The 21,263-nt window shown below is 44.2% G+C and carries 17 protein-coding genes; 3 read left to right on the top strand and 14 right to left on the bottom strand.

The features are described 5' to 3' along the window. Positions 1-1,017 (bottom strand): response regulator, encoded by a 1,017-nt coding sequence (locus tag ORJ00_RS03015; RefSeq protein WP_306126189.1) that lies wholly within the window; start codon positions 1,015-1,017, stop codon positions 1-3. Positions 1,018-1,145: 128 nt separating this feature from the next. On the opposite strand from ORJ00_RS03015, the gene tpx reads away from it, so the two are divergent. Together tpx and ORJ00_RS03025 are read left to right on the top strand one after the other, a co-directional pair. Then, a complete protein-coding gene (tpx, locus tag ORJ00_RS03020; protein WP_051219938.1) occupies positions 1,146-1,766 on the top strand; it encodes a thiol peroxidase in 621 nt (206 codons plus the stop codon). A gap of 164 nt (positions 1,767-1,930) precedes the next feature. Further along, positions 1,931-2,392 (top strand): Hsp20 family protein, encoded by a 462-nt coding sequence (locus ORJ00_RS03025; RefSeq protein WP_027669872.1) that lies wholly within the window; start codon positions 1,931-1,933, stop codon positions 2,390-2,392. 74 nt (positions 2,393-2,466) lie between these two features. On the opposite strand, the gene adk is transcribed toward ORJ00_RS03025, so the two are convergent. The 11 genes from adk to ORJ00_RS03080 all read right to left on the bottom strand — a co-directional run bounded on the left by adk (position 2,467) and on the right by ORJ00_RS03080 (position 16,316). Further along, on the bottom strand, positions 2,467-3,111 hold the full coding sequence (gene adk / locus ORJ00_RS03030) for an adenylate kinase (RefSeq protein WP_305976423.1): 645 nt from the start codon (positions 3,109-3,111) through the stop codon (positions 2,467-2,469). A gap of 332 nt (positions 3,112-3,443) precedes the next feature. After that, positions 3,444-5,378 (bottom strand): molecular chaperone HtpG, encoded by a 1,935-nt coding sequence (htpG, locus tag ORJ00_RS03035; RefSeq protein ID WP_306138952.1) that lies wholly within the window; start codon positions 5,376-5,378, stop codon positions 3,444-3,446. Positions 5,379-5,495: 117 nt separating this feature from the next. Next, on the bottom strand, positions 5,496-6,098 hold the full coding sequence (gene recR / locus ORJ00_RS03040; protein WP_306138953.1) for a recombination mediator RecR: 603 nt from the start codon (positions 6,096-6,098) through the stop codon (positions 5,496-5,498). Then, positions 6,098-6,424: a YbaB/EbfC family nucleoid-associated protein gene (locus ORJ00_RS03045; RefSeq protein WP_027669868.1), complete on the bottom strand. Its 327-nt coding sequence runs from the start codon at positions 6,422-6,424 to the stop codon at positions 6,098-6,100. The genes recR and ORJ00_RS03045 overlap by 1 nt, the downstream gene beginning before the upstream one ends. Positions 6,425-6,540: 116 nt before the next feature. Then, positions 6,541-8,769, bottom strand: a complete 2,229-nt coding sequence (dnaX, locus tag ORJ00_RS03050) for a DNA polymerase III subunit gamma/tau (RefSeq protein WP_306138954.1) — start codon at positions 8,767-8,769, stop codon at positions 6,541-6,543. Positions 8,770-8,814: 45 nt separating this feature from the next. After that, entirely contained in the window at positions 8,815-9,363 is a 549-nt protein-coding gene (gene apt / locus ORJ00_RS03055; RefSeq protein WP_306138955.1) for an adenine phosphoribosyltransferase, read from the bottom strand. Between the two features lie 251 nt (positions 9,364-9,614). Then, positions 9,615-10,361 carry an HvfC family RiPP maturation protein gene (locus ORJ00_RS03060; RefSeq protein WP_027669865.1) on the bottom strand — a complete coding sequence of 249 codons (747 nt, stop codon included), beginning with the start codon at positions 10,359-10,361 and terminating at the stop codon, positions 9,615-9,617. A 4-nt stretch (positions 10,362-10,365) separates the two neighbouring features. After that, positions 10,366-11,214 carry an HvfB family MNIO-type RiPP peptide maturase gene (locus ORJ00_RS03065; protein ID WP_306138957.1) on the bottom strand — a complete coding sequence of 283 codons (849 nt, stop codon included), beginning with the start codon at positions 11,212-11,214 and terminating at the stop codon, positions 10,366-10,368. 53 nt (positions 11,215-11,267) lie between these two features. Continuing rightward, positions 11,268-11,651: an HvfA family oxazolone/thioamide-modified RiPP metallophore gene (locus ORJ00_RS03070; protein ID WP_306138958.1), complete on the bottom strand. Its 384-nt coding sequence runs from the start codon at positions 11,649-11,651 to the stop codon at positions 11,268-11,270. A gap of 156 nt (positions 11,652-11,807) precedes the next feature. Then, on the bottom strand, positions 11,808-13,247 hold the full coding sequence (locus tag ORJ00_RS03075; protein ID WP_306138959.1) for a tetratricopeptide repeat-containing sulfotransferase family protein: 1,440 nt from the start codon (positions 13,245-13,247) through the stop codon (positions 11,808-11,810). Between the two features lie 105 nt (positions 13,248-13,352). Beyond that, positions 13,353-16,316: a TonB-dependent receptor gene (locus ORJ00_RS03080; protein WP_306126183.1), complete on the bottom strand. Its 2,964-nt coding sequence runs from the start codon at positions 16,314-16,316 to the stop codon at positions 13,353-13,355. A 545-nt stretch (positions 16,317-16,861) separates the two neighbouring features. On the opposite strand from ORJ00_RS03080, the gene ORJ00_RS03085 reads away from it, so the two are divergent. Next, positions 16,862-17,431, top strand: a complete 570-nt coding sequence (locus tag ORJ00_RS03085) for a 2OG-Fe(II) oxygenase (protein ID WP_306126182.1) — start codon at positions 16,862-16,864, stop codon at positions 17,429-17,431. A 51-nt stretch (positions 17,432-17,482) separates the two neighbouring features. Here ORJ00_RS03085 and ORJ00_RS03090 read toward each other — a convergent pair whose 3' ends face one another. Continuing rightward, entirely contained in the window at positions 17,483-19,426 is a 1,944-nt protein-coding gene (locus tag ORJ00_RS03090) for a tetratricopeptide repeat-containing sulfotransferase family protein (RefSeq protein ID WP_306138960.1), read from the bottom strand. Beyond that, a complete protein-coding gene (locus tag ORJ00_RS03095) occupies positions 19,426-21,255 on the bottom strand; it encodes a tetratricopeptide repeat protein (RefSeq protein WP_306138961.1) in 1,830 nt (609 codons plus the stop codon). Before ORJ00_RS03095 ends, ORJ00_RS03090 begins: the two co-directional genes overlap by 1 nt. Positions 21,256-21,263: the final 8 nt, after the last annotated feature.

Here is a 21,263-nt window from a genome sequence, read left to right on the forward strand (position 1 = left end):
TTATTCCTCCAGCAGAAATGCAACTTTGTAATTCAGCGTTTTCAAACTGTCTTCTGTAAACAACAACAGTAAATCACAACTGATATTATAATTTTCTATGCCGTAACTCAGTTCTATGGCTAACGTTTTTTTCCATCGCCCGGCGTTAGCTTTAATCAGCTCACTTACAGCAGCATGCTGACCAAGCACCACCGGGTGCCCCTGGCTAAAACTCATGTCAATTTGTTCAGCTAAACCTTTGAGCACTGCACCTATTAGAATATTGGCGATATCCATCAGTAACTCAAGTTCAACTTTAACTGTGAGTTCACCCTGATAATTCATCAGCCTGGCAATGTCTTTGAAACTAGAGTCAGTTAATATAAGTAGAGCTTCTCCCGACACACCACCGCCAATAAACCCCTGACACACCGCAGATGTTGACGACTCATGCTCGACTGAAGCAAGCGCCATATGCAACTCGCTCACTTCAATTAAATTGACATTAGGAATAGGCAATTTAACAAATACGTTTAATAACCGGGCAAGCAAATCTCCCGCTTGCCCCATTGCTACGTTGGTAAGTTCCTGCAGTACATCCCGCATTTCTGCACCCAGTTCTACAGGAGGCAGAATAGTTTTAGCGGGAGCAGCATTAGATTTAGTCGCGTTGATATTTACCGCGTGTTGCTGCATTAACTGTTGCAATTTTGCACTGTCGACAGGTTTTCGAATAAAATCGAGCGCACCGAGACCTTTAACCCGGTCAATGGCTTCTGGTTGCACATCGCCCGAAACAACTACAACGTTAAGGCTAAGCTGACGCTGCTTGAGTTCAGCTAAAACCTGATAGCCATCCATTATCGGCATATTGAGATCAAGGAATAGCCAGTCAATATGCTGCTTTAATAACGTGTCCAGGGCTTCAGCACCATGACCTGCAAAAAACAGGTTGGCTTGCCACTCCTGTGGTAGAATTCTGGCAAGTTGCTTGCGTGCCAGATTAGAATCGTCACAAATTAGTACCGCAGTCGTCATCGGCGTCTCACTTCATAAAGACTTAGTATCAGTCTAGACTGAAATTTATGGTTGGGGCGTAAACTGTTAAAATATGTTGTATTCCAGCTAATTACTTTTGCACATTTAAATTCATCAGGAGTTGTTCTATGTCAGCCTTTCCACATGTATTTCGTCGCACCGTGCTGGCAATTACGCTATCAGGTTTTAGTTTTACGCTGTCGGCAGCCAATTTACAAGCCAATTTACCAGAGCGTTTGAGCCAAGTAAAAGTTGGCGACCAGCATGTCGTTCTACTGGGTACACCTATCAAGCAACACAGCATTGCACCCAATTTTAAGGTCGTTGATGCTAATTTCAAAACAGTGCAGCTTGCCGATTTTAAAAATAGTACTGTGCTTATCAGTGTAGTGCCTAGTATAGACACTGGCATTTGCTCACTGCAAACCAAACGTTTTAATAGCGAAGTGGCAAACTTACCACAGGATGTTGTTCTACTGACGATCAGCACCGACTTACCTTTTGCCCAAAAACGTTATTGCCAGCAGGAGAATATTGATAAGCTAACGGTTCTTTCCGATGCAGTATGGCGTGACTTTGGCAGCAATTACGGCTTACTGATCAAAGATATGGGTCTGTTAACGCGTGCGGTATTAATTATCAACAAAAAAGGCAAGCTGGTTTACCAGCAAGTCGTTCCAGAGCTGGCGCAAGAACCTGATTACGATGCGGCACTAAGTGCATTAAACAATATAGTGACAGAAAAGTAAGCCAAAAAATATTCCTCAATAGCTTGAAAACATCCAATTCAACCTTATTAATGGTTCAGGTGGCCGAATTCGGCATCTAGCGATAACCGGTATTTTACCGGTTAACTTAACCGCCCGTTCAATTGAAGGGCAGCAAAACCCTGATTGCTTTTGAGGAATTAGTTATGACAAATATTGATTTAACTCCATTTTACCGTTCATTTATTGGCTTTGATCATTTAGCTAATTTAATGGATGCAGCAGCACGTAATGAAAAACAACCTGCATACCCACCGTATAACATCGAGGTGACAGGTGAAGATCAGTACCGTATTACTATGGCTGTAGCCGGTTTTGATGAGCAAGAACTCAGTATTGAAACTGAGCATAATACCCTGCTGGTTAAAGGGCAAAAAGTCGGCAAAGATGACGGCCGCCGATTTGTGCATCAAGGTATAGCAGAACGTAACTTTGAGCGGAAGTTCCAGCTGTCAGATTATATTAAAGTTACTGGCGCGCATATGGCACACGGCTTATTGCATATCGAACTGGTGAGAGAAGTTCCCGAAGCGCTGAAACCGCGCAAAATTAGCATTGGTCATGCCACATCACCAACCTCACTGCATCATGCTAATAAAGTGGCTTAAATCATTCGACTAGCCGACACAAAAAAGCCCTGAAATATCAGGGCTTTTAACTAGCAAAAATTTAACAATTTAGCCTAGTCTAACAGTGCGACCAGTTCACTTGTGACTACATCTACCGCTTTAGTACCATTAATGTGATGGTAACGGGTATTACCAGCGTCAGCCTCTGCGCGGTAGTAACCTACCAATGGCTCTGTTTGCTCGTGGTAAATCGCCAAACGCTTTCTAACGGTTTCTTCTACGTCATCCGGACGAATAACCAATTCTTCACCAGTAACATCGTCTTTACCGTCTTCTTTGGCAGGGTTATAACGTACATGATATACACGTCCAGATGCTGGATGTACCCTGCGACCGCTCATACGCTCAACAATAACTTCGTCTGGCACATCAAATTCAATAACATGGTCAATCACGATACCTTTATCTTTCATGGCATCAGCTTGCGGGATCGTACGAGGAAAACCATCTAACAAAAACCCTTTGCTACAATCTGGCTGGGCAATGCGTTCTTTAACAAGACCGATAATAATGTCGTCTGAGACTAACTGACCTGCATCCATTACTTGCTTAGCCGCTAAACCGAGTTCTGTACCCGCTTTAATCGCCGCGCGAAGCATGTCACCGGTAGAGATTTGTGGAATGCCGTACTTACTCATTAAAAATTGAGCCTGAGTACCTTTACCGGCACCCGGGGCACCCAACAAAATTATGCGCATAGCAACACCCTCATGTCTTGGGATTGATTCATTAATAATAAGGATTGGATCTTTACATAATGTGAAGTCTGAAACAAGAAGTTTGTCTATTGCTGACAACTGGTCAGGCTATTTCATTGGCTTTTAGTCGTACTAGTTGGTTTAGAAGCCATTCACGGGGTTTAGTCAGTTAAAACGGCAGAAAATTACAGTTATTTAGGTAACAACAGCCTATATATATCGACTAAAGTTGTAATTTTAAAGGCGCAGTGCGGCAGCATCAAACGAGATAAAGCGATAACGGTTATATGCAGAGGAAAAGGCACGGCTAAAACGCCGTGCCTGTAACACGGTTAACCGGCCAAAGAAATTAACAAACTGTTTAAACGCGATACAAAGCTTGCAGGGTCTTTCAAATTACCACGCTCAGCAAGCAATGCTTGATCCAGTAACACTTCGGCCCATTGTTTAAAGCGATCTTCATCCTGCTCATCAGCAACACGTTTAACCAATTGATGTTCAGGGTTCAGCTCAAAAATAGGCTTCACGTCAGGCACTTTCTGCCCTACTGACTCCATTAGTTTGATCATCTGGGTACTCATATCAAACTCATCAGTAACCACACAAGCCGGACTTTCGGTTAAACGATGGCTCACTTTAACGTCTTTCACCTGATCGCCTAAGGCTGTCTTAAACCGGTCTAATACATCAGCAAACGCTTTTTCGGTTTCCTCTTGTGCTTTTTTCGTCTCTTCATCATCCAGCTTTGATAAATCTAGTCCGCCTTTAGCAACAGAGCGCAGTTTCTTGCCATCAAACTCAGTTAAATGCTGCACCAGCCATTCATCGATACGATCTGATAGTAGTAACACTTCCAAACCTTTTTTACGCAATACTTCTAAATGCGGGCTATGTTTGGCTGCGGTGTAGCTGTCACCAACAATGTAGTAGATTTCGTCTTGATCTTCTTTCATCCGGCTGATGTAATCAGCCAGAGCAACATTTTGTGTGCTGTCATCGTTATGCGTTGATGCAAAACGCAGCAATGCGGCTACCTGTTCCTTGTTGGCCATATCTTCGGCCGGGCCTTCTTTCAGCACCTGACCAAATTCATTCCAAAATGCCTGATATTGCTCAGCATCTTTGCTTAACTTCTCAAGCATTTTCAATGCGCGACTGGTGCAGCCTTTACGCAGTGCCTGAGTGACCTTGGTGTCCTGTAAAATTTCACGGGACACGTTCAGTGGTAAATCACTTGAGTCCAGTAAGCCTTTTATAAAACGCAGGTAGCTTGGCATAAATTGTTCAGCGTCATCCATTATAAAGACACGCTGTACGTACAATTTCAAACCATGCTGAGCGTCACGGTTCCACATATCAAAAGGCGCTTTTTTCGGCACATACAATAAGCTGGTGTAGTTATTGTTACCTTCAACCTTATTGTGGCTCCAGCTTAACGGCTCGCTCCAATCGTGTGAAATATGCTTGTAGAACTCCTGATATTCTTCGTCGCTTATATCTGACTTATCACGTGTCCATAAGGCAGTTGCCTTGTTTGCTGCCTGCCAGTGGCCTGGTACTGCCGCAATTTTTTCGCCATCTTCACCATCACCCTCTGGCTGTTCTTCTTGCCACAGCTCTACCGGGATGCTGATATGGTCAGAATATTTCGTTACGATACTTTCTACTTTCCAGCGACCTAAGAATTCATCTTCGCCTTCACGTAAGTGTAAAACAATATCGGTACCACGGGTTTCCTTGGTAACCGGCGTAATGGTGTAGTCCCCTTCGCCAGCTGATTCCCATTCAATCGCTTCATTCGCTGCAGAGCCTGCTTTGCGCGTTCGTACAGTGACTTTGTCGGCAACAATGAACGCAGAGTAAAAACCAACGCCAAATTGACCAATTAATTTAGAGTCTTTATTTTGATCGCCAGATAACTGCGAGAAAAACTCTTTGGTACCAGATTTGGCAATGGTGCCTAAGTGGCTGATCACTTCTTCTTGTGTCATACCAATGCCATTATCACTAACTGTTAACGTACGGGCTTTTTCATCTAAGCTAATACGAACACGTAAGTCACCATCGTCGCCATATAGGCTGCCATCTGACAAGGCAAGAAAACGCAGTTTGTCTGCGGCATCGGACGCATTCGATACCAACTCACGCAAGAAAATCTCTTTATTGGAATACAGTGAATGTATCATCAGCTGCAGCAGCTGTTTGACTTCGGCTTGAAAACCGTGGGTTTGCTTCTGGCCTGCTGAAGTGGCTGTAGTATCACTCATTGTGCTAATCCTCGAACATCAAAGTTTGACAGTTAAACATCTGGCTGCATCGCGCAGCCATACACTGACAACTGATATGGGGGAGATTAACCGGATTTCAAGCAGGGGTATAACAGATTAAAACGCTTTACGACCACTAAAAGCATGTGACAGTGTCGTGCCATCCACAAATTCCAACTCTCCACCTACCGGGATACCTTGTGCAATGCGGGACACTTTTACCTGTTGTTTGTTACATAGTTCGGCAATATAGAATGCCGTAGCATCACCTTCAACGGTCGGATTAGTCGCCAAAATAAGTTCGGTGACATTATGCTTTACCAGTGTGTTACTGAGGATATCAAGGCCCAAATCCTGTGGCCCAATACCATCAAGTGGCGATAAGTAGCCCTGCAAGACAAAATAGCGCCCTTTAAACTGGCCAGTTTGCTCTATCGCCATTTGATCTGCTGCAGAGCCCACCACGCAAATAATACCGTCCTGCGCCCGGCTCGGGTCGGCACAAATATGACACAGGTCAGATTCGCAAAAAGTACGGCACTGCTGACAGTGCCCTATTTTTGCCATTGCAGCATTAAGTGCAGCACCCAGGTGCGCGCCCCCTTCCCTGTTGCGTTCCAGCAAAGAAAATGCCATACGCTGGGCAGACTTTGGCCCTACACCTGGCAAAATACGCAACGCATCAATCAGCTGTTGCAACAAAGGGGTATGCCGACTCATTAGAATGGCATTTTCATACCCGGTGGCAATTGCAAACCACCGGTAACAGCAGCCATTCTTTCTTTACTGGTTTCATCAACGCGGCGTACCGCATCGTTTATCGCAGCAGCAATCAAGTCTTCCAGCATGTCTTTGTCATCCTGCATCAGGCTATCATCAATGCTAACACGCCGAACGTTGTGATTACCCAACATGGTAATTTTTACTAAACCTGCACCGGCTTCACCCGTAACTTCCATGGCGGCAATCTCAGCCTGTACTTTCTGCATTTTGTCCTGCATGGCTTGCGCCTGCTTCATGATATTACCCATACCGCCTTTAAACATAACTTTTACCTGCCGTATAAATTAAAAATTCGTAGCCAGTGCTGCTGCACTGCAGTGTTATCGGCGACAAGATAATGACTTCGTCACCAAAATTCAAGCTAGCCAAGCTTTTCGGGTTAATTGACAACTATCGTTTCAGCCAGTAGCTGAGCATCAAACATCTGTTGTAACTGTAATACGTTTTCGTCTTGTTCTAACAACCGACTGACATACACCATGCGCTCTTGTACAATTTTCTGTTGAATAGACAACGGACTATTAGGCACGTCGAGTTGATAGCTAACATTAATGGTCAACGCCTGGTTAAAACTCAGTTCTAATACCTGTTGTAACTTTCCTCTAAAGCCAGCACTGTCCAGATGCTGCTGACTCTGAGCGACGGTTAAATCTAAGATGGCGCCATTTAACTGCATCGCTGAATTAAGTAGAAATAGCCGGCTAAGACCACCAGTATCCAGTGTTTCAACCCTTGCAGCCCAGGCATCTACCTGCGCGGCAAAGCGAATAGAAAAATTCTGATCGTTAATACTACCATCAAATTGCGCTAATACTGGTTCGGGCGTTGGCGGTGTTGCACTGACTGCTTGCTGCATGTCTTGTTCGTACTGTTGCCAAAGCGCATCGGTAGCGGCTGCATCAAGCTGTGCAATATCAGTGTCATCAGCATCGTCATAATCGTCATTGGACAGGTTAAGCACTGTTGAGTCAACGGCGGCTTGCGGTGCTGCTTGACGTGCAGATTGCGATGCCACTATCTGAGCTGTTTGCTGTGTCTGCAGCGCGGTATTGTCGTTGTCATACCCTTTGCTATTGCCCCTGGTACTGGTACTGGTACTGTCACTGACAGCCTCAGCAGGGGTTATTGGGGCTTTAACAGTTAACGGCGCCTGCTGGCGCTCAGGCTTTTTTGTCAAAGGTGCTGGCGTTACTTGTACACCCCGACGAGCCATAATTCGCGCAGTAACAGGGTCGATACCACTTACTGGTTCAGCAACCTGTTGATCGGCGCCTTCTTGCTCAGCGGCAGCTTGCACTGTCATAGCGTCGTCTGCTGGTTTAACACCAACATCTGGTTCAGTAATATCACTTTTCGCTGGAGCAACTTCGGCTTGCGCTGCAAACTCAACAGGAGGCTCCATTTGCTCCGGGCGCGACGCACCGGGTAAAACGGAAGAAGGCGTAACCGTTGGTGAGCTATTAGTGGGGCTGACATGCACAGGACCAACGCGAGTATGCTTAGCTGGTGTTTGCATTCTATCTTGCGTTTCAGGCTGAAACGCCATCGCGCGCAACAATGCCATCTCTAACCCGGTTAGCGGATCCGGCGCAAATGGTAGCTCTTTCTTACCACTAATCAGTAACTGATAATAAAGCTGTACCTGCGCTGGCGCTAACGTATCGGCTAATTGCTGCACAAATTCTTGCTGAGGTGAAAACGCAGCCGCACTAAGACTAAACTGGCTCAGAGCGGTAAGATGTAACAACGACAGCATGTCATCCAATACCTGGCTAAAATGATTTTGCTGCTGCACTAAGGCGGCAAGTTGCAACTGTAATTGCTGAGCATCTTGCGCCAATATGGCTTGCAGCAACAACTGCGCCCAACTTTGGTCCAAAAACCCTAACATGGTTCGCACGGTATCAAGAGTGATATTGGCATTACTTTGCGCAATAGCCTGATCTGTTAAACTTAGCGAGTCACGCAAACTGCCTTTTGCCGCACGTGCCAACATCGCCAGCGCGGCTTGCTCAAAGGGAATAGCCTCTTCACCAAGCACATAAGCTAAGTGTTGCTCAATCTGTAATGGACTCAGTGCGAGTAAATTAAACTGCAAACAACGTGAAAGCACTGTTATAGGCAGCTTTTGTGGGTCAGTTGTAGCCAACAGAAACTTGACGTGCGGCGGAGGTTCTTCCAGTGTTTTTAGCAGTGCATTAAAGCTATGTTTGGATAGCATATGCACTTCATCGATAAGGTAAACCTTAAAGCGACCATGGCTGGGTGCATATTGTACGTTGTCTAATAAATCCCGGGTGTCTTCTACCTTAGTGCGTGACGCCGCATCAATTTCCATTAAGTCGACAAAGTTACCGGCGTCTATTTCCAGGCAGGCACTGCACTGGCCACAAGGCGTTGCTGTAATACCCTGCTCGCAGTTCAAACTTTTGGCGAAAATACGCGCTATGGTAGTTTTACCGACACCACGGGTGCCGGTAAATAAATAGGCATGATGCAGTCTGTTGTTATTCAGTGCATTACCCAGGGCGTTCTTAACATGCTCCTGCCCAACCAACTGGGCAAAATGCTGTGGACGCCACTTACGTGCTAATACCTGGTAACTCATAAGGCTGCATTTGTCTTGGTTATGATAGTCAGCAACAGACTAAACTTATTCGCCGCTATACTCAACCAGACTCAGGATATTTAATCCGGCTTGCTGCAGGCGTGCTACCCCCCCCAAATCAGGCAGTGCAATGACAAAAGCAGCATCGTCAACAATACCACCAAGTTGCCTGACTAATTTTGCTGTAGCGTCGATAGTACCACCAGTGGCTAACAGATCATCAACCAATAATACTTTGTCGCCTGGTGTTATTGCATCAGCATGCAGTTCAAGGGCATCTTCACCATATTCCAGTTGGTAGCTTTGTGAAATACGCTGACGTGGTAACTTACCTGGCTTACGCACTGGCACAAATGAAATACCCAATGCATAAGCAAGTGGTGCACCAAAAATAAAGCCGCGGGACTCAGTACCTACAATTTTGGTAATGCCTTCATCAGCGTACAACTGGCAGAAAGCATCTATAACTTTTTTAAAGCTTGGGCCGTCCTGCATCAGGCTGGTGACATCGCGAAACACAATGCCCGGCTTAGGGTAATCAATAACCGTTTTTATAACTTGTTTTAATTCAAGCGCTAATGCTTGTTTGTCCATGTCAGAAAACCTTTTGTTATGCGTCCCTGCCGGGACAAAAAAGCCGCCCTCAGGCGGCCTTCTAAGCAACTAGTGCATTATGCCAGAATTTGAAACCAACGCACTATTGGGGCTAAACACAGTAAAGATACAAATACTGCTACCACGGCTAGAAACTGCCATAGGTTAAACGAGTCTTTGAAATTTTCGTCTGCCATTGCATTACTCTTCTGTCATCAGCGAATTATGGACGCATATGGTAATGAATTTTGTCACTCTTGAAAAGACACCAGCACACCTTTTGTCGCAAAGTCCTGTAATATGCTTTGTGCGCCTTGCATTAATTGCGCAGTATTAAATTGAGGCAGTAACGGCACTAACTGCTGCACTAAGGTGTCCAGCGCTACACCTGGCATTTGCTGTAACGTTTGCAACAACAGTGCCGTTAGCTGATTTATCGCGACAAACTTCACGTCATCTTCGCTATTGCGATACAGTAAATAGCAATGTTCAGGCTCACCCACTGCGGGTTTAAAATCCACACTGATTTGATGCACGGCAACATGATAAACCAACACTAATGCTAACGCAGACAACGCCAGCGGTTGTTGGTTAACCTGTTCTGGCAGCAAAGGGGTTTCTAGCACCTTCAATGGTTTTGTCGCTAAATACAGCTCAACCCACTCGTAATGCGCCAGCTCCAGTAAAAACTCAGGATCTTGTTCCGTAATTTTATAGCTCTGTTGCAAATACTGTAAAAAGTGTTCGGCGATATCTAAAAAATAAGGACTGGTGCACTGATGATTTTTGAAAAAATGTCGTACTAACGCTAACCAGTGTACTTCGCTATAAAGCGACTTAAGCACTGGAAAGGCACTTGAGACAAAGCCCTGTACGTTATTAAAGAACAGCTCCCGATATACTGCCATACGCGAGTCAGCAACCCCCTCTGGTATCGGCATACCTTCGGGGTCTTTAATATGGTTGATAAAAGCGTGCTGGATTTGTTGAAACTGCATCGACCTAAGCCCTCAATGCTAATTGCTGTGTTGCTTGCTGCAGCGTCTTAACTTGGGCAAGTTCATCACATAATATTGTCAGCTCAGGGATATTAAAATCGCGCTCAAGCAAGGTAGCTTTAACACCATGTTGCTGATACGCCAATGCTAACAATTTCCATACCGGATCAATAACTGCGGCTCCGTGGGTATCTACCAGTAAATCCTCCGCTTGCTTAAAATGTCCGGCAATATGGTAGTAGGCAATGCGATCAGACGGCATCGCCGATATAAAGTGCTCAGCGTTGTAGCCATGGTTTACCGAATTAACATAAACATTATTCACATCAAGCAATAACTGACATTTGGCTTCTTCAAGCACCGCACAGGTAAATTCCAACTCAGACAACTGCTGGCCAGGCGCGGCATAATAAGACACATTTTCCAGTATCAACGGCTGTTCTAATATGTCTTGTACCTGACGAATACGTTGTGCAACATAATGCACGGCATCATCGGTAAAGGGGATAGGCATTAAATCGTACAAGTGACCACTGCCGGAGCAATAGCTTAAATGCTCACTATACAGATTAATATTATGCTGGTGTAAAAACTGCTTTACCTGTTTTACAAAAGCCACGTCTAGGGGCTCTGGACTGCCGATAGATAAAGACAAGCCATGGCAAATAAAACGATGCAGTTCAGTGAGCTGACGAAACTTACGCTGTAATTTGCCACCAAACGGGATCCAGTTTTCTGGCGCCACTTCGAAAAAGTCTATAGCTGCAGGTTTGGCCGTTAACACCTCGTCCAGCATTTCACGGCGTAAGCCTAAGCCAGAACCAGACACCATGCTATTACTTAATAGCGTCATCGCGCATCCCCTCTAAACAAAAGGCCTGCAACTGCAGGCCCTTGTCACACAGTTTACAGACTGCCGCCACACTTGGCTTCTTTCGCTTTATCTTTAACATCTTTTGCTTTGTCAGTCATTTTGGCTTTATCAGCGCCACATTTACCTTCTCCACATTTACCCTCTTTCGCTTTATCGGCTTTGGCGTTCATCATTTCTTCGCCGCACTTACCTTCGCCGCATTTGCCTTCTTTCATTTTATCGGCTTTGGCTTTCATTTTATCTTCGCCGCACTTACCTTCACCGCACTTACCTTCACCTGCAGCCATTTCATAGCCAGATGCTAAATCTTGAGCCGTAAAAGGATTGGCATTAGCTGTCGTCGCTATTGTCGCCAGTGAGCTTAAAACTAAAGCACCTACTGCCATGGCTACGTTAGATTGTTTACTTGTTTTCATGTTTTCACCTGTTGTATTTGTAATTGCATAAAACTAGACCTTTTTTACATGATTTTAATTTCATCTACTCAAAAAAATATTTTCAACATAGATAACTTTTAAATCAAACTCAAAAAATTGGCACTTACCAGCGCGCTACAAAGGCCTTATAAGACATCATGATAAACCTAGCTCAAACAAAAACTGAGGATAGCGTTCAGATAACTCTATCTTACTTTGCTCTAACGGTTGATGAACCTGGCCAACACTCGATGTGTAAACAGGCGACTTGCTTTTATAAAAATGTAGCATCGAACCTTCAAATTCAAGACCGAGATGATTGCATACTTTTGTTAAAGTCAGTTCAGGTTCGGCAACCAGATCCTCGTAGTTAATTTCCAAAATACGTGCGTTATAAATCGTTTTCCAGTGCTCTAATAAACGTCGCTCATTAGATATATAACTCTTGATAGAATTGGCTGACCAGCTCCATGCAGCCTGAGAGCGAAAATTAGTTTTAAAGCAGGACCACGCCGTATTTTCGTCATTTCGTCGAATATAAATAGCTTTCCCTTTAGGGAAAGCTTGTGCCCAAATACCAAAATAGCGGTTTAGATTCAGCGTCTTATCAACTCTAAAACCGTCATTTGGAAAATACTGCTTGGCGACATGCTGATATACGCTAGCTATATGGTCCAATGCACCAACTGCATGACCATGCTGTTTTATATATGCTGGAAAGTTTAAAAAATTATCCGACTGTAGATGAAAGCAAGCAGCCCCAATGCCATTGAACTCTGCTGCACCTGCAATCTTGCTGTGTTCGCTTAGCATTTGTCCTAACAAAGTAGTACCGCTTCTGGGCAGCCCCAAGATAGCAATACCTCGCTCGCAGTTGCTACGCGAATATGGCAGTAGCTGCTGCGCACCTGACGTAAAATTGTTTATAATTGCTTCAACTTCGGTTGTATCAGTATCTGGTGAGTATTTACTTAAACTTCGAATAATACTGGCACCAGCACTATAACTTTGCCAAGCTTTGTCATAATAACCAACATCATCATAGGCTTTGCCAAGGGCATAAAGGAATTGCTGCTTATTGCGCAAATCCTGACCAGCACATTGTTCATATGCCTGCTCTAACTTTTGTAACAGGACAGGGTGTTCTTTGAAATTAACGATACTGGCTAATGTAAACCACGTAATACCTAAATAAGGAGCTAACTCCAGCGCATAAATTAAAGAAACTCTGGCTTTTCCTAGTTGCCCTAGCTGAGCATATACGGTTCCTGCTAAATGCTGCAAAGACGGAAGTGCTGTATTCTCTTTTATGTACGGATCGATTATCTTTAATGCGTTTTGTAAATCGCCCGCCTCGGCGTAAATTCCCGCATAATGGATATCAGCATTAATGTCTTTTCGGCAGCTGCCATAAAACAGATCGGCAGCCTGCTTTGCCAGTGTTATTTCGCCTATGCGAAGTGCCAGAGAAGCAACTTTTAACCAATCAGCTTTTAACGCGGGGGCTTTCTCAATAAAATGCGCGATTAACGCGACCGCTTCTGTGCGCTTGCCCTGGCGCATAACATCAAGAATAAATTGATAATCAAAAGTCATGTTTACTTTCGACTCCTTTAATACGTAAAAACCGGGATTTGTTGCCATTTCCCGGTTTACAGTTAGCGCTAAACTAGACTACATAGCAAATACGCTATTAGTCATTTAGAACTTCACTTCAGCACTTAAACGAACTGAACGTGGTGATTGGAACGCATCTGGTAAACCATACAATGCACTTGCTGTGCCTGCATAACCACCGTCAGCACGATCGCCAGCATAAATTTCGTTTATTTCATTGCGCTCAGTAACTTTCATGTTATTGAACACGTTGAAGACGTCACCACGCAGCACGATATCTGCACCGTTGAATTTCATTTCATAACGGGCCGTTAAATCCAGTGTCCAGTTACTGGCTGTGCGCCCTTGTGAACCACGACTAACCAACTGTCCGTCTTTTACGAATGACTCGGCTTCATACAGCGATGCAAATGCATCTGTTGGGTGGAAACCAAATGAGCTTAACGGGCGACCTGACTCCCAACGGAAGTTAGCACCTAAACTAAACTGTTCAGTTAATGCATAAGCACCTTGAATTTTAACCATGTGACGACGATCATTTGGTAAGTTACCGTTTGCCCCATCAACTAAACCAGGTTGATCGAAGTTGGTCGTTAAACCGGCATCGTCTTGGCCATTGTCAGAGCGAACGAAACCTTCACTATTACCCCAGCTGTGTGACCAGGTGTAAGTAGCATCTATCATCCACACATCAAAAGCACGGCGAACATTAAAATCTACTGCACCGTATTGACGGGTTGCCGTTGGGTAACCTAGCAAGTCTGCCGGAACAGTATATGCCTGGTTAGCCAGTGGGCCGTCGCCATCAGGGTCAGTTGTCAGTGTCACATTGCCACCTGGATTAGTTAACACGTAGTAATGAAAACCAGTACAGTTGGTACATGAAGAGCCAAACTCTTGTTCTAAATATTCATTAAAACCGTAATCGATCGCGATATCTTCTAATGAACTCTTAAGTTCACGGTATGTACCTTTTACACCAAAAGTCCAGTTATCAGAGAGCATGCGTTCGTATCCCAGAATAAACTCATCCTGATACATCGGCTCAATGTCTGCGTTAACGGTTTCTAATGTACTCTTTAAAGTGCCATCTGCATAAGTAGTTACTGATAAAGGAGCATTTTCATCAACTACCGGGGTCAAATCACCATTAATGCCAATTACGTCATACAAAGTTATTGTATACAACTCATCACCCGCTAAACGGATGTTGGTATTGGTAGCAACAGGCAAGAAGTAACGGCCGTAATTCGCGAACACTTTACTTTCGCCATCGCCATTAATATCCCAACTAACACCAACGCGGGGAGCCCACTGGTCAGTTACGTCAACAAATTTATCGCCTGCTTTATTGTAGTTTTCAAACGTTTCATTACGCAAACCAATACGTGCAGTTATGTTATCAGTAACTTGCCATGTATCCTGGATGTAATAGGCATTCGATTTGGTTTGGAATGCCCCAGCGTTAACATAAGTATTAAAACGCACACGGGCACAATCTGCGTCTAACAAATTGCCAGCTGATACTGCATCCGAGTTAGTACAATTACGATATTGATAAAGCGTACCGCCTACACGAGAGGTGTCTTCAGTAGCTTCTAAATCTTCATAATCGAAACCAAAACGCAGTGCATGGTCTTCATGGATAAACCAATCAACGTCTACACGATATGCTGTACGTTTATCTTCCATTACTGAAGGTGTGGCTAAACCATACTGTGAAAACTGAATTCCAGAGGGTGAATGAGCAACACCCACTACAGAATCACCTACGTTAACGTTACTGTAGGTAGCTTTATTAACACCGTATAACGCACTCACTGTAAGGTCATCACTAATGATGCCGGTGTATTGTAAACCGTAAGATTTGCCGCCACGTTCCAATACGTAATCGCCATACAACTCTTCACGGGTATCCGCTGCAAAGTCGTAACCATACTTGCTGGTATCTAAGTCGCTAGAATTATCCCAACCAGTAAATTCAAGGATATGATTGGGTGTGATGTACCAATCTAACTTACCTGCGTATAGCACATCACTGGCGCTGCGATCATAAAACAAGTTGTCAGTTGAGTAATCGCTAGTACGTGTTTTGTAGTTCACTAAGCCAAAGAAAAATAATTTGTCTTGTACAATGGCACCACTGGCCCAAGCATTTACGTTATTTTCAGAAATTTCGTCATTGCTATTCACGATATAGTAAGGCGAGCCATTTTCATCTATTGCATCAGCGTCAGTCAAAATTACATCTGGCCTATGAGCGCGCATTGATGATGGCTCCAGATATACGCTGCCGCCGGCATGGAAGTCGTTCGAACCGGACTTAGTTTTGGCATTAATAACACCACCCGTTGAACGACCAAATTCTGCTGAATAGCCACCGGTCTTAACTTCAAATGTCTCGTACATTTCAAATGGCAGCTCAGAACCACCAAGACCATTACGGAAATTGGTAACGTTAAGGCCATTTACGTAGTAAGCATTTTCACCAACTGACGAACCACCGAATGAGGCTAGATTACCAAAAGCTGAGTCACCTTTTGTAGTACCTGGTGCTAATAATGCAACTGATGCTAAATCACGTGGTACAGGTATTTTTGAGAGAAACTCTTGGCTTACAACCAACTGAGATTCAGTTGACATAGCATCCAACATCGCCACTCTGGATCCGCGAACTTCGATTGATTCAATCGTCCCCTCTGGCAACAAGGTGATATTCATATTGGTGTTACCACCAACGCGAACATTTACGCTCTTTTCTGCTACAACACCGTAGCCAGATTTAGTAGCCTGTAGTGAATATGCACCAGGCGGTAACAAAGGAAAGCGAAAATTACCGTTTTCGCCAGAGGTTACTGAACGAACCAAGCCTGTTTCGAGGTTTGTCACGGTAATCTGTACATCACTAATAACCTGACCGCTTTGGTCTTGTGCTTGACCTAATAGGTTACCGCGAGATGCATCTTGCGCAGATACAGACATCGTAGCGCCCAAAGACGCCGCGACTGCGACAGCTGTTAACGTGTTTTTGAAAAACTTCGTTTTCATTCTTCTTATTCTCCATGGATTATTTTTGTAATGTAATCAAGTATGTTCTTTGACACACTTGCTTACATCCTAAGCAATTTAGAGAAAACTAACAAACAGTATTTAACATATTTTTTGACAAATGTTCCTGAAAATCATCTGGGTAGGTTCATCTGGGTTACTGATAACACATATGTAAATAATATTAACAAAGCTAATCTTTCCGATGTATTCGCCCGAAGGTAATAGCAACCTATAAGAAAACCTTAACCAAACACATCACCAGCTATATAGCTAGGCTGCGCAAGGACAACAGCCATCTGTTGTTAAAAAACAATTGGGCAGCATTTTACTTTTCAGGTGGATGGTCTGTAGAACTAAATAGTGATGGCTACCACAGTAATCATGTCCAACCGCAGGGTTGGCTGTCTGTATGCAACAACGACAGATATCATAAGGTAAGATAGGAGCATTGAACTTTTCGAGTTGAATTTTAGCTGCTACTTTAAAAAAATAGCATTCTACGGTAACGTGCTAACTAAAATAATTATTTATTAATAACAACCATGAACAACAACGTAGACGCTAAATACAGCACTGAAGTAGACGGCAAACAGATATGGGTATTCGATACTCTTTGCCCGGCAGCTGAATCAAAAGAACTTTATACCAACCTGGTTGCCAGCCCATTTAAACGGGACGAATTTGCCAAACCTGAAACACAAGAATATCGCCACTGGGCAATTAACTTTAACAGTATGTTTTATAAATCTTTGCCAGTATATCAACGCTGCCTTGATACTATTAAACAGCTTACCGGAAAAGATTACCAGGCCTACCGTGGCTATGTAAATCATGCTACTTTTGGCGATATGTTGTTTACACACACAGACTGCAAACCCGGCAATGATGAACTCACTATACTGGTGTACATTTGTGATGAATGGAACCTGGAATGGGGCGGCGAAACACTATTTTTCAACAACGAAGATGATTGCGTGTTTGCCTGTACCCCAAAACCTGGCCGGGTGGTGATATTTAACGGCGCAATAAAACACGTGGGCAGGCCGCCTAACCGTATTTGCTTCCACCCCCGCTACACCTTAGCCTTTAAAATGGAACGTGATCATAACTAAAAAAGTGCGGCGTTATGCCGCACAAAGTATCAGTGTTAAACAAAAAACTGATCAATCACTTGCTGTATACCCAAGCTGCCTACACCAGGTCTGCAGCAGTTGATGTTGAAAATCAAAATACAACCGGTAATGCTGATAAGAGTTAACGGCCTTGGTATATAATGGCTGGCTAACTTGATGATAACTTGGAGTATTAAACATTTTAGGGCTGTTGCCACTGCCGGTCTTAGCCTCTTGCTGTAGTCCACAATGCGCTAAAATTGCAGAAAACTCTTGCTCATAGTCAGTTACTAACTGTTCGTACTTTACCGCCAGCACTTTGTCAGCGAATTGCTGTTGCACTGTCGCTAGCAAATTAAAATAACAATGGTAACTTTGAGCAAAACTCTCAACCGAAAACAGGTTAATCATGCGCTGTTTTAGGCTACTGATACATACATCCATGGGGTGGCGTAACATCAGAATAATTTTAGCCTGCGGAAATAAGGCCAACACCGGCGCTAAGTAAATGGCATTAAGCGGCATTTTATCGACAATGACGTCATCGTCGTTAATAACACTATAATCTTGCAAACTGTCCAGGTAATCCTGCGCCAGCAAGTTTTGCTGCTCAGCAGATAAATTTGCCAGGTATGCCATTACATTTTGACCATTCGCTTGGCGCTCTAACTGCTGATAAAACTGCTTAACGGCGTGCGTTTCTTCTAATATTTTTACGTTGTTAATTAGCGCTAAACGCGATTCAAGCAAAGTAGTACCCGAACGAGGAAAACCGATAATGAAGACTAACTTACGCACATGAGTGCCGCGTAACGGAACGCCTTGCTGTATATCTTGCACGGCACGCTGGGCATCCTGCTCTAAACCATCAAGCACTGAAACTTGCTGCACGTAACTACCAGCATGAATAATTTGCTCAGCAGCCAGATTGTAACGCGCTTGCGCTTCAAATATCTGCACTTTTTGATAGCATATATCTAACTGCATCTCAGTGCCTTCTGGCTTAGAAATTTCATCTAATATTGCCAACGCTTCGTTAAACTCCCGACGCCGGGTTAACACTTTAGCCTTTACCAACAGTAAGCTCGGTGTAAGAGGAAAAAGCGGTAATGCGATATCTAAAAGCTGTTCGGCCTGTAACAATTGCCCTAATGTTTCAAGCAAGTTAGCACTAAAATAGAATGCTTCTACCGTAGCAACCTGCTGCGACAAACTAATAATTTGTTGCAATATTTGCTTGTCGGCATCGAGTAAATAGCGACAGTACAACAAATTTGCATCGATTTCGAACCAGGCTTTGTTTGCCAGCACCTGTGCTTTTTCTAACAAGTTAAGTGCTTGAACATAACATTTCTCGTCAAGCTCAATCAAACCTGCATAGAGTAAAATCTCAGGATCAAGTTTGATATGCTCGGCGTGTTGCTGCCGCAACTGCCGCATCGCTTGAGTGCTTTTTAATTTATACAATACAACGCTAAGCAAGCGTAATGAGGGCAAGTGAACACCTTGGGCAAGCGCAAGAGTTAATTTCTTATGAGCACTATGGTACCTTGCCTGGCCGAAGTCGCACTGAGCGGTTCCAAACAAATACTCAACATTATAAGGTTGTAGCGCCAATGCCTGAGCATAATACACTTGTGCCTGTTCAAAGTTGCCTTGTGTAGCATAAATCCCAGCAAGGGCGCTATGCGCCGCATGGTAGCGATTATTTAACGTCAAACACTGTTGCAACAGTGCCTGAGCTTCCGCCATGCGCTGCTGCAACTTTAATACTAAAGCAAAATTAAATAAGACATCTAAATTTGTCGGATATTGCTGGCGCAACGCCAAAAACAGCGGTTCTGAATGCGTATATTCCGCTAACTTACCATAAGTTGTCGCAAGTAATAGTTTAAACATAGGGTGTTGCACATGCGGCTTACAAGCGGCAACAACCGCAGCATAATCATGTTGATTAAACAGGCGCAGTGCCTGATCAAATTGGGATTTAAGCATTAAAAAGACCTACTGTGACCGGTTGACTCAGGCACTATGTCAAATGCGACAGTCACCCGATTTGTAGCAGACTTAAACGGGTTTGTACCATGCCACATAAAAGAGGGAAACAGCACCAACATACCTGGTTGAGGTTTTACAGCAAAATCGCCAACATCCAGAACATTGGGTATATCCGGCCGACCAAATACCAGCCACCCCTGACCATCATGTTCAACCGCGTCCGGCACATCGACATAATAAACCCCACTTAGCCAACCCATTGGATGAAAATGAGACTTATGAAACCCTTCGTCGCGCAACTGCACCGACCACGAACCCTGAAATTTAAGATCGGTTGATAGTCGCGATAAAAAAGGGTGCTTAGGATCAGGCAGCAACTGGCTAATAAACTTGCAAGCTTGATGTATCACCGCTTGCTGCAACTGTTGTAAAACGGCATCTTGGCGGTCAAAGATATTCTCAAACGTTTGAGACCCCTTTTGCAGCGAAAGCCCCAGTGGAGGGCGGGCATTGCAGTGTAGCTGATTCAATAGCGGCAACAAACGCTGATTGAAATCCACCGGCAATAAAGCGCTACTCTCCCGACTGCTTATCACATCGGCACTTACCAGCGTATAGTCACATAACCAGTTGTATTGCTGCTTTGCAGAGGTAAGTTTCAACGCAGAACTTAGCGTAGTCCACCAGCCTTGATTTAACGGGTCGTCATCACATAAGTGATGGTAGTGAGCTAAGGCCTCCTCGCCTTTGTGTTGTGCTAACAGGGTAAACGCCAATTCACTTCTTGCGGCAATATTGGACGTATTGTTGACTTGCGCTAATGCACTTCGACCGAAATACTCGGCTTTTTCTAAATCACCTTTATTACGGTATACGGTAGTGGCCAATGTCAAAACTGCGCTGTCGGAGGGAAAATGTTGTAGTAAAGGCTCTAAATAGCGCTCAGCGGTATCAGGCTGATCTATATTTAGCAGCGTTTTTATGTAGTCAACTCTAAGCGCATGATGCTCTGGCGCCGCGTTAAGTCGCAGCTCTATGTGTAAAAACGGTTTTGCATCGCCTTGCTGCCATAATAATGCCGCATATTCGGCATAGGCAAGCACATCGTCCGGCGCTGCAGCAATAGCGGCCTGATAGCAATTGTAAGCACGCTCAAACTGATTCTCCAATACATAGCATGCCGCTAGATTGCGCAGTACAGTTGAGTTATTCGACGTAGCAGCACGCTCCAGCAAATGAATAGCATCCGCTGCACTACCTAGTTGGCGCTTTAAATTCCCTAAGTTGTTTAGTAGCTTTATATTGTGAGGTTCGCGCTGCAGTAGCTTGTCATACAGTGCCTCTGCTTTGTCTAGCTGCGCTGTATTTACCAAATTCTCAGCCAGCGCAATGGCAATATTCATGTTATTTGGTTGTAAATTATGCGCCGTTTTAGAGTGTTCCAGTGCCTGGTCATATAATGCCAAACGGCTAAGCGCTCTGGCGCTGTTTAGGTAGCCATCCGAATTTGTTGGCTCCAATTTAGTTACATGAGCAAACTCAGCCAGCGCCAGCTGTGGCTGCTCCATCTCCAGCAATAAATTTCCAAATGAGTTTCTAAGGGCAGCATTAGTGGGATGTGCTTTTAATGCGGTTGAGAAACAGATTTTACTTTTTTCGTGCTGTCCAAGGCGACGTAGCGACACCGCGTACATAAGAGCTATTTCAGCGGGCACGTTATCTACCGCAAGCACAGGGCTAAATAATGCAACAACCTGTATGAAAGCGTGTTGATTAAAATAATACGAAATTTGTTGAAAACGTTTAATAAGGTCTAAGCTAATCATTTTTAACG

The sequence above is a fragment of the Rheinheimera baltica genome, from assembly GCF_030731985.1.
In the GTDB taxonomy this organism is placed as follows: domain Bacteria; phylum Pseudomonadota; class Gammaproteobacteria; order Enterobacterales; family Alteromonadaceae; genus Alishewanella; species Alishewanella baltica.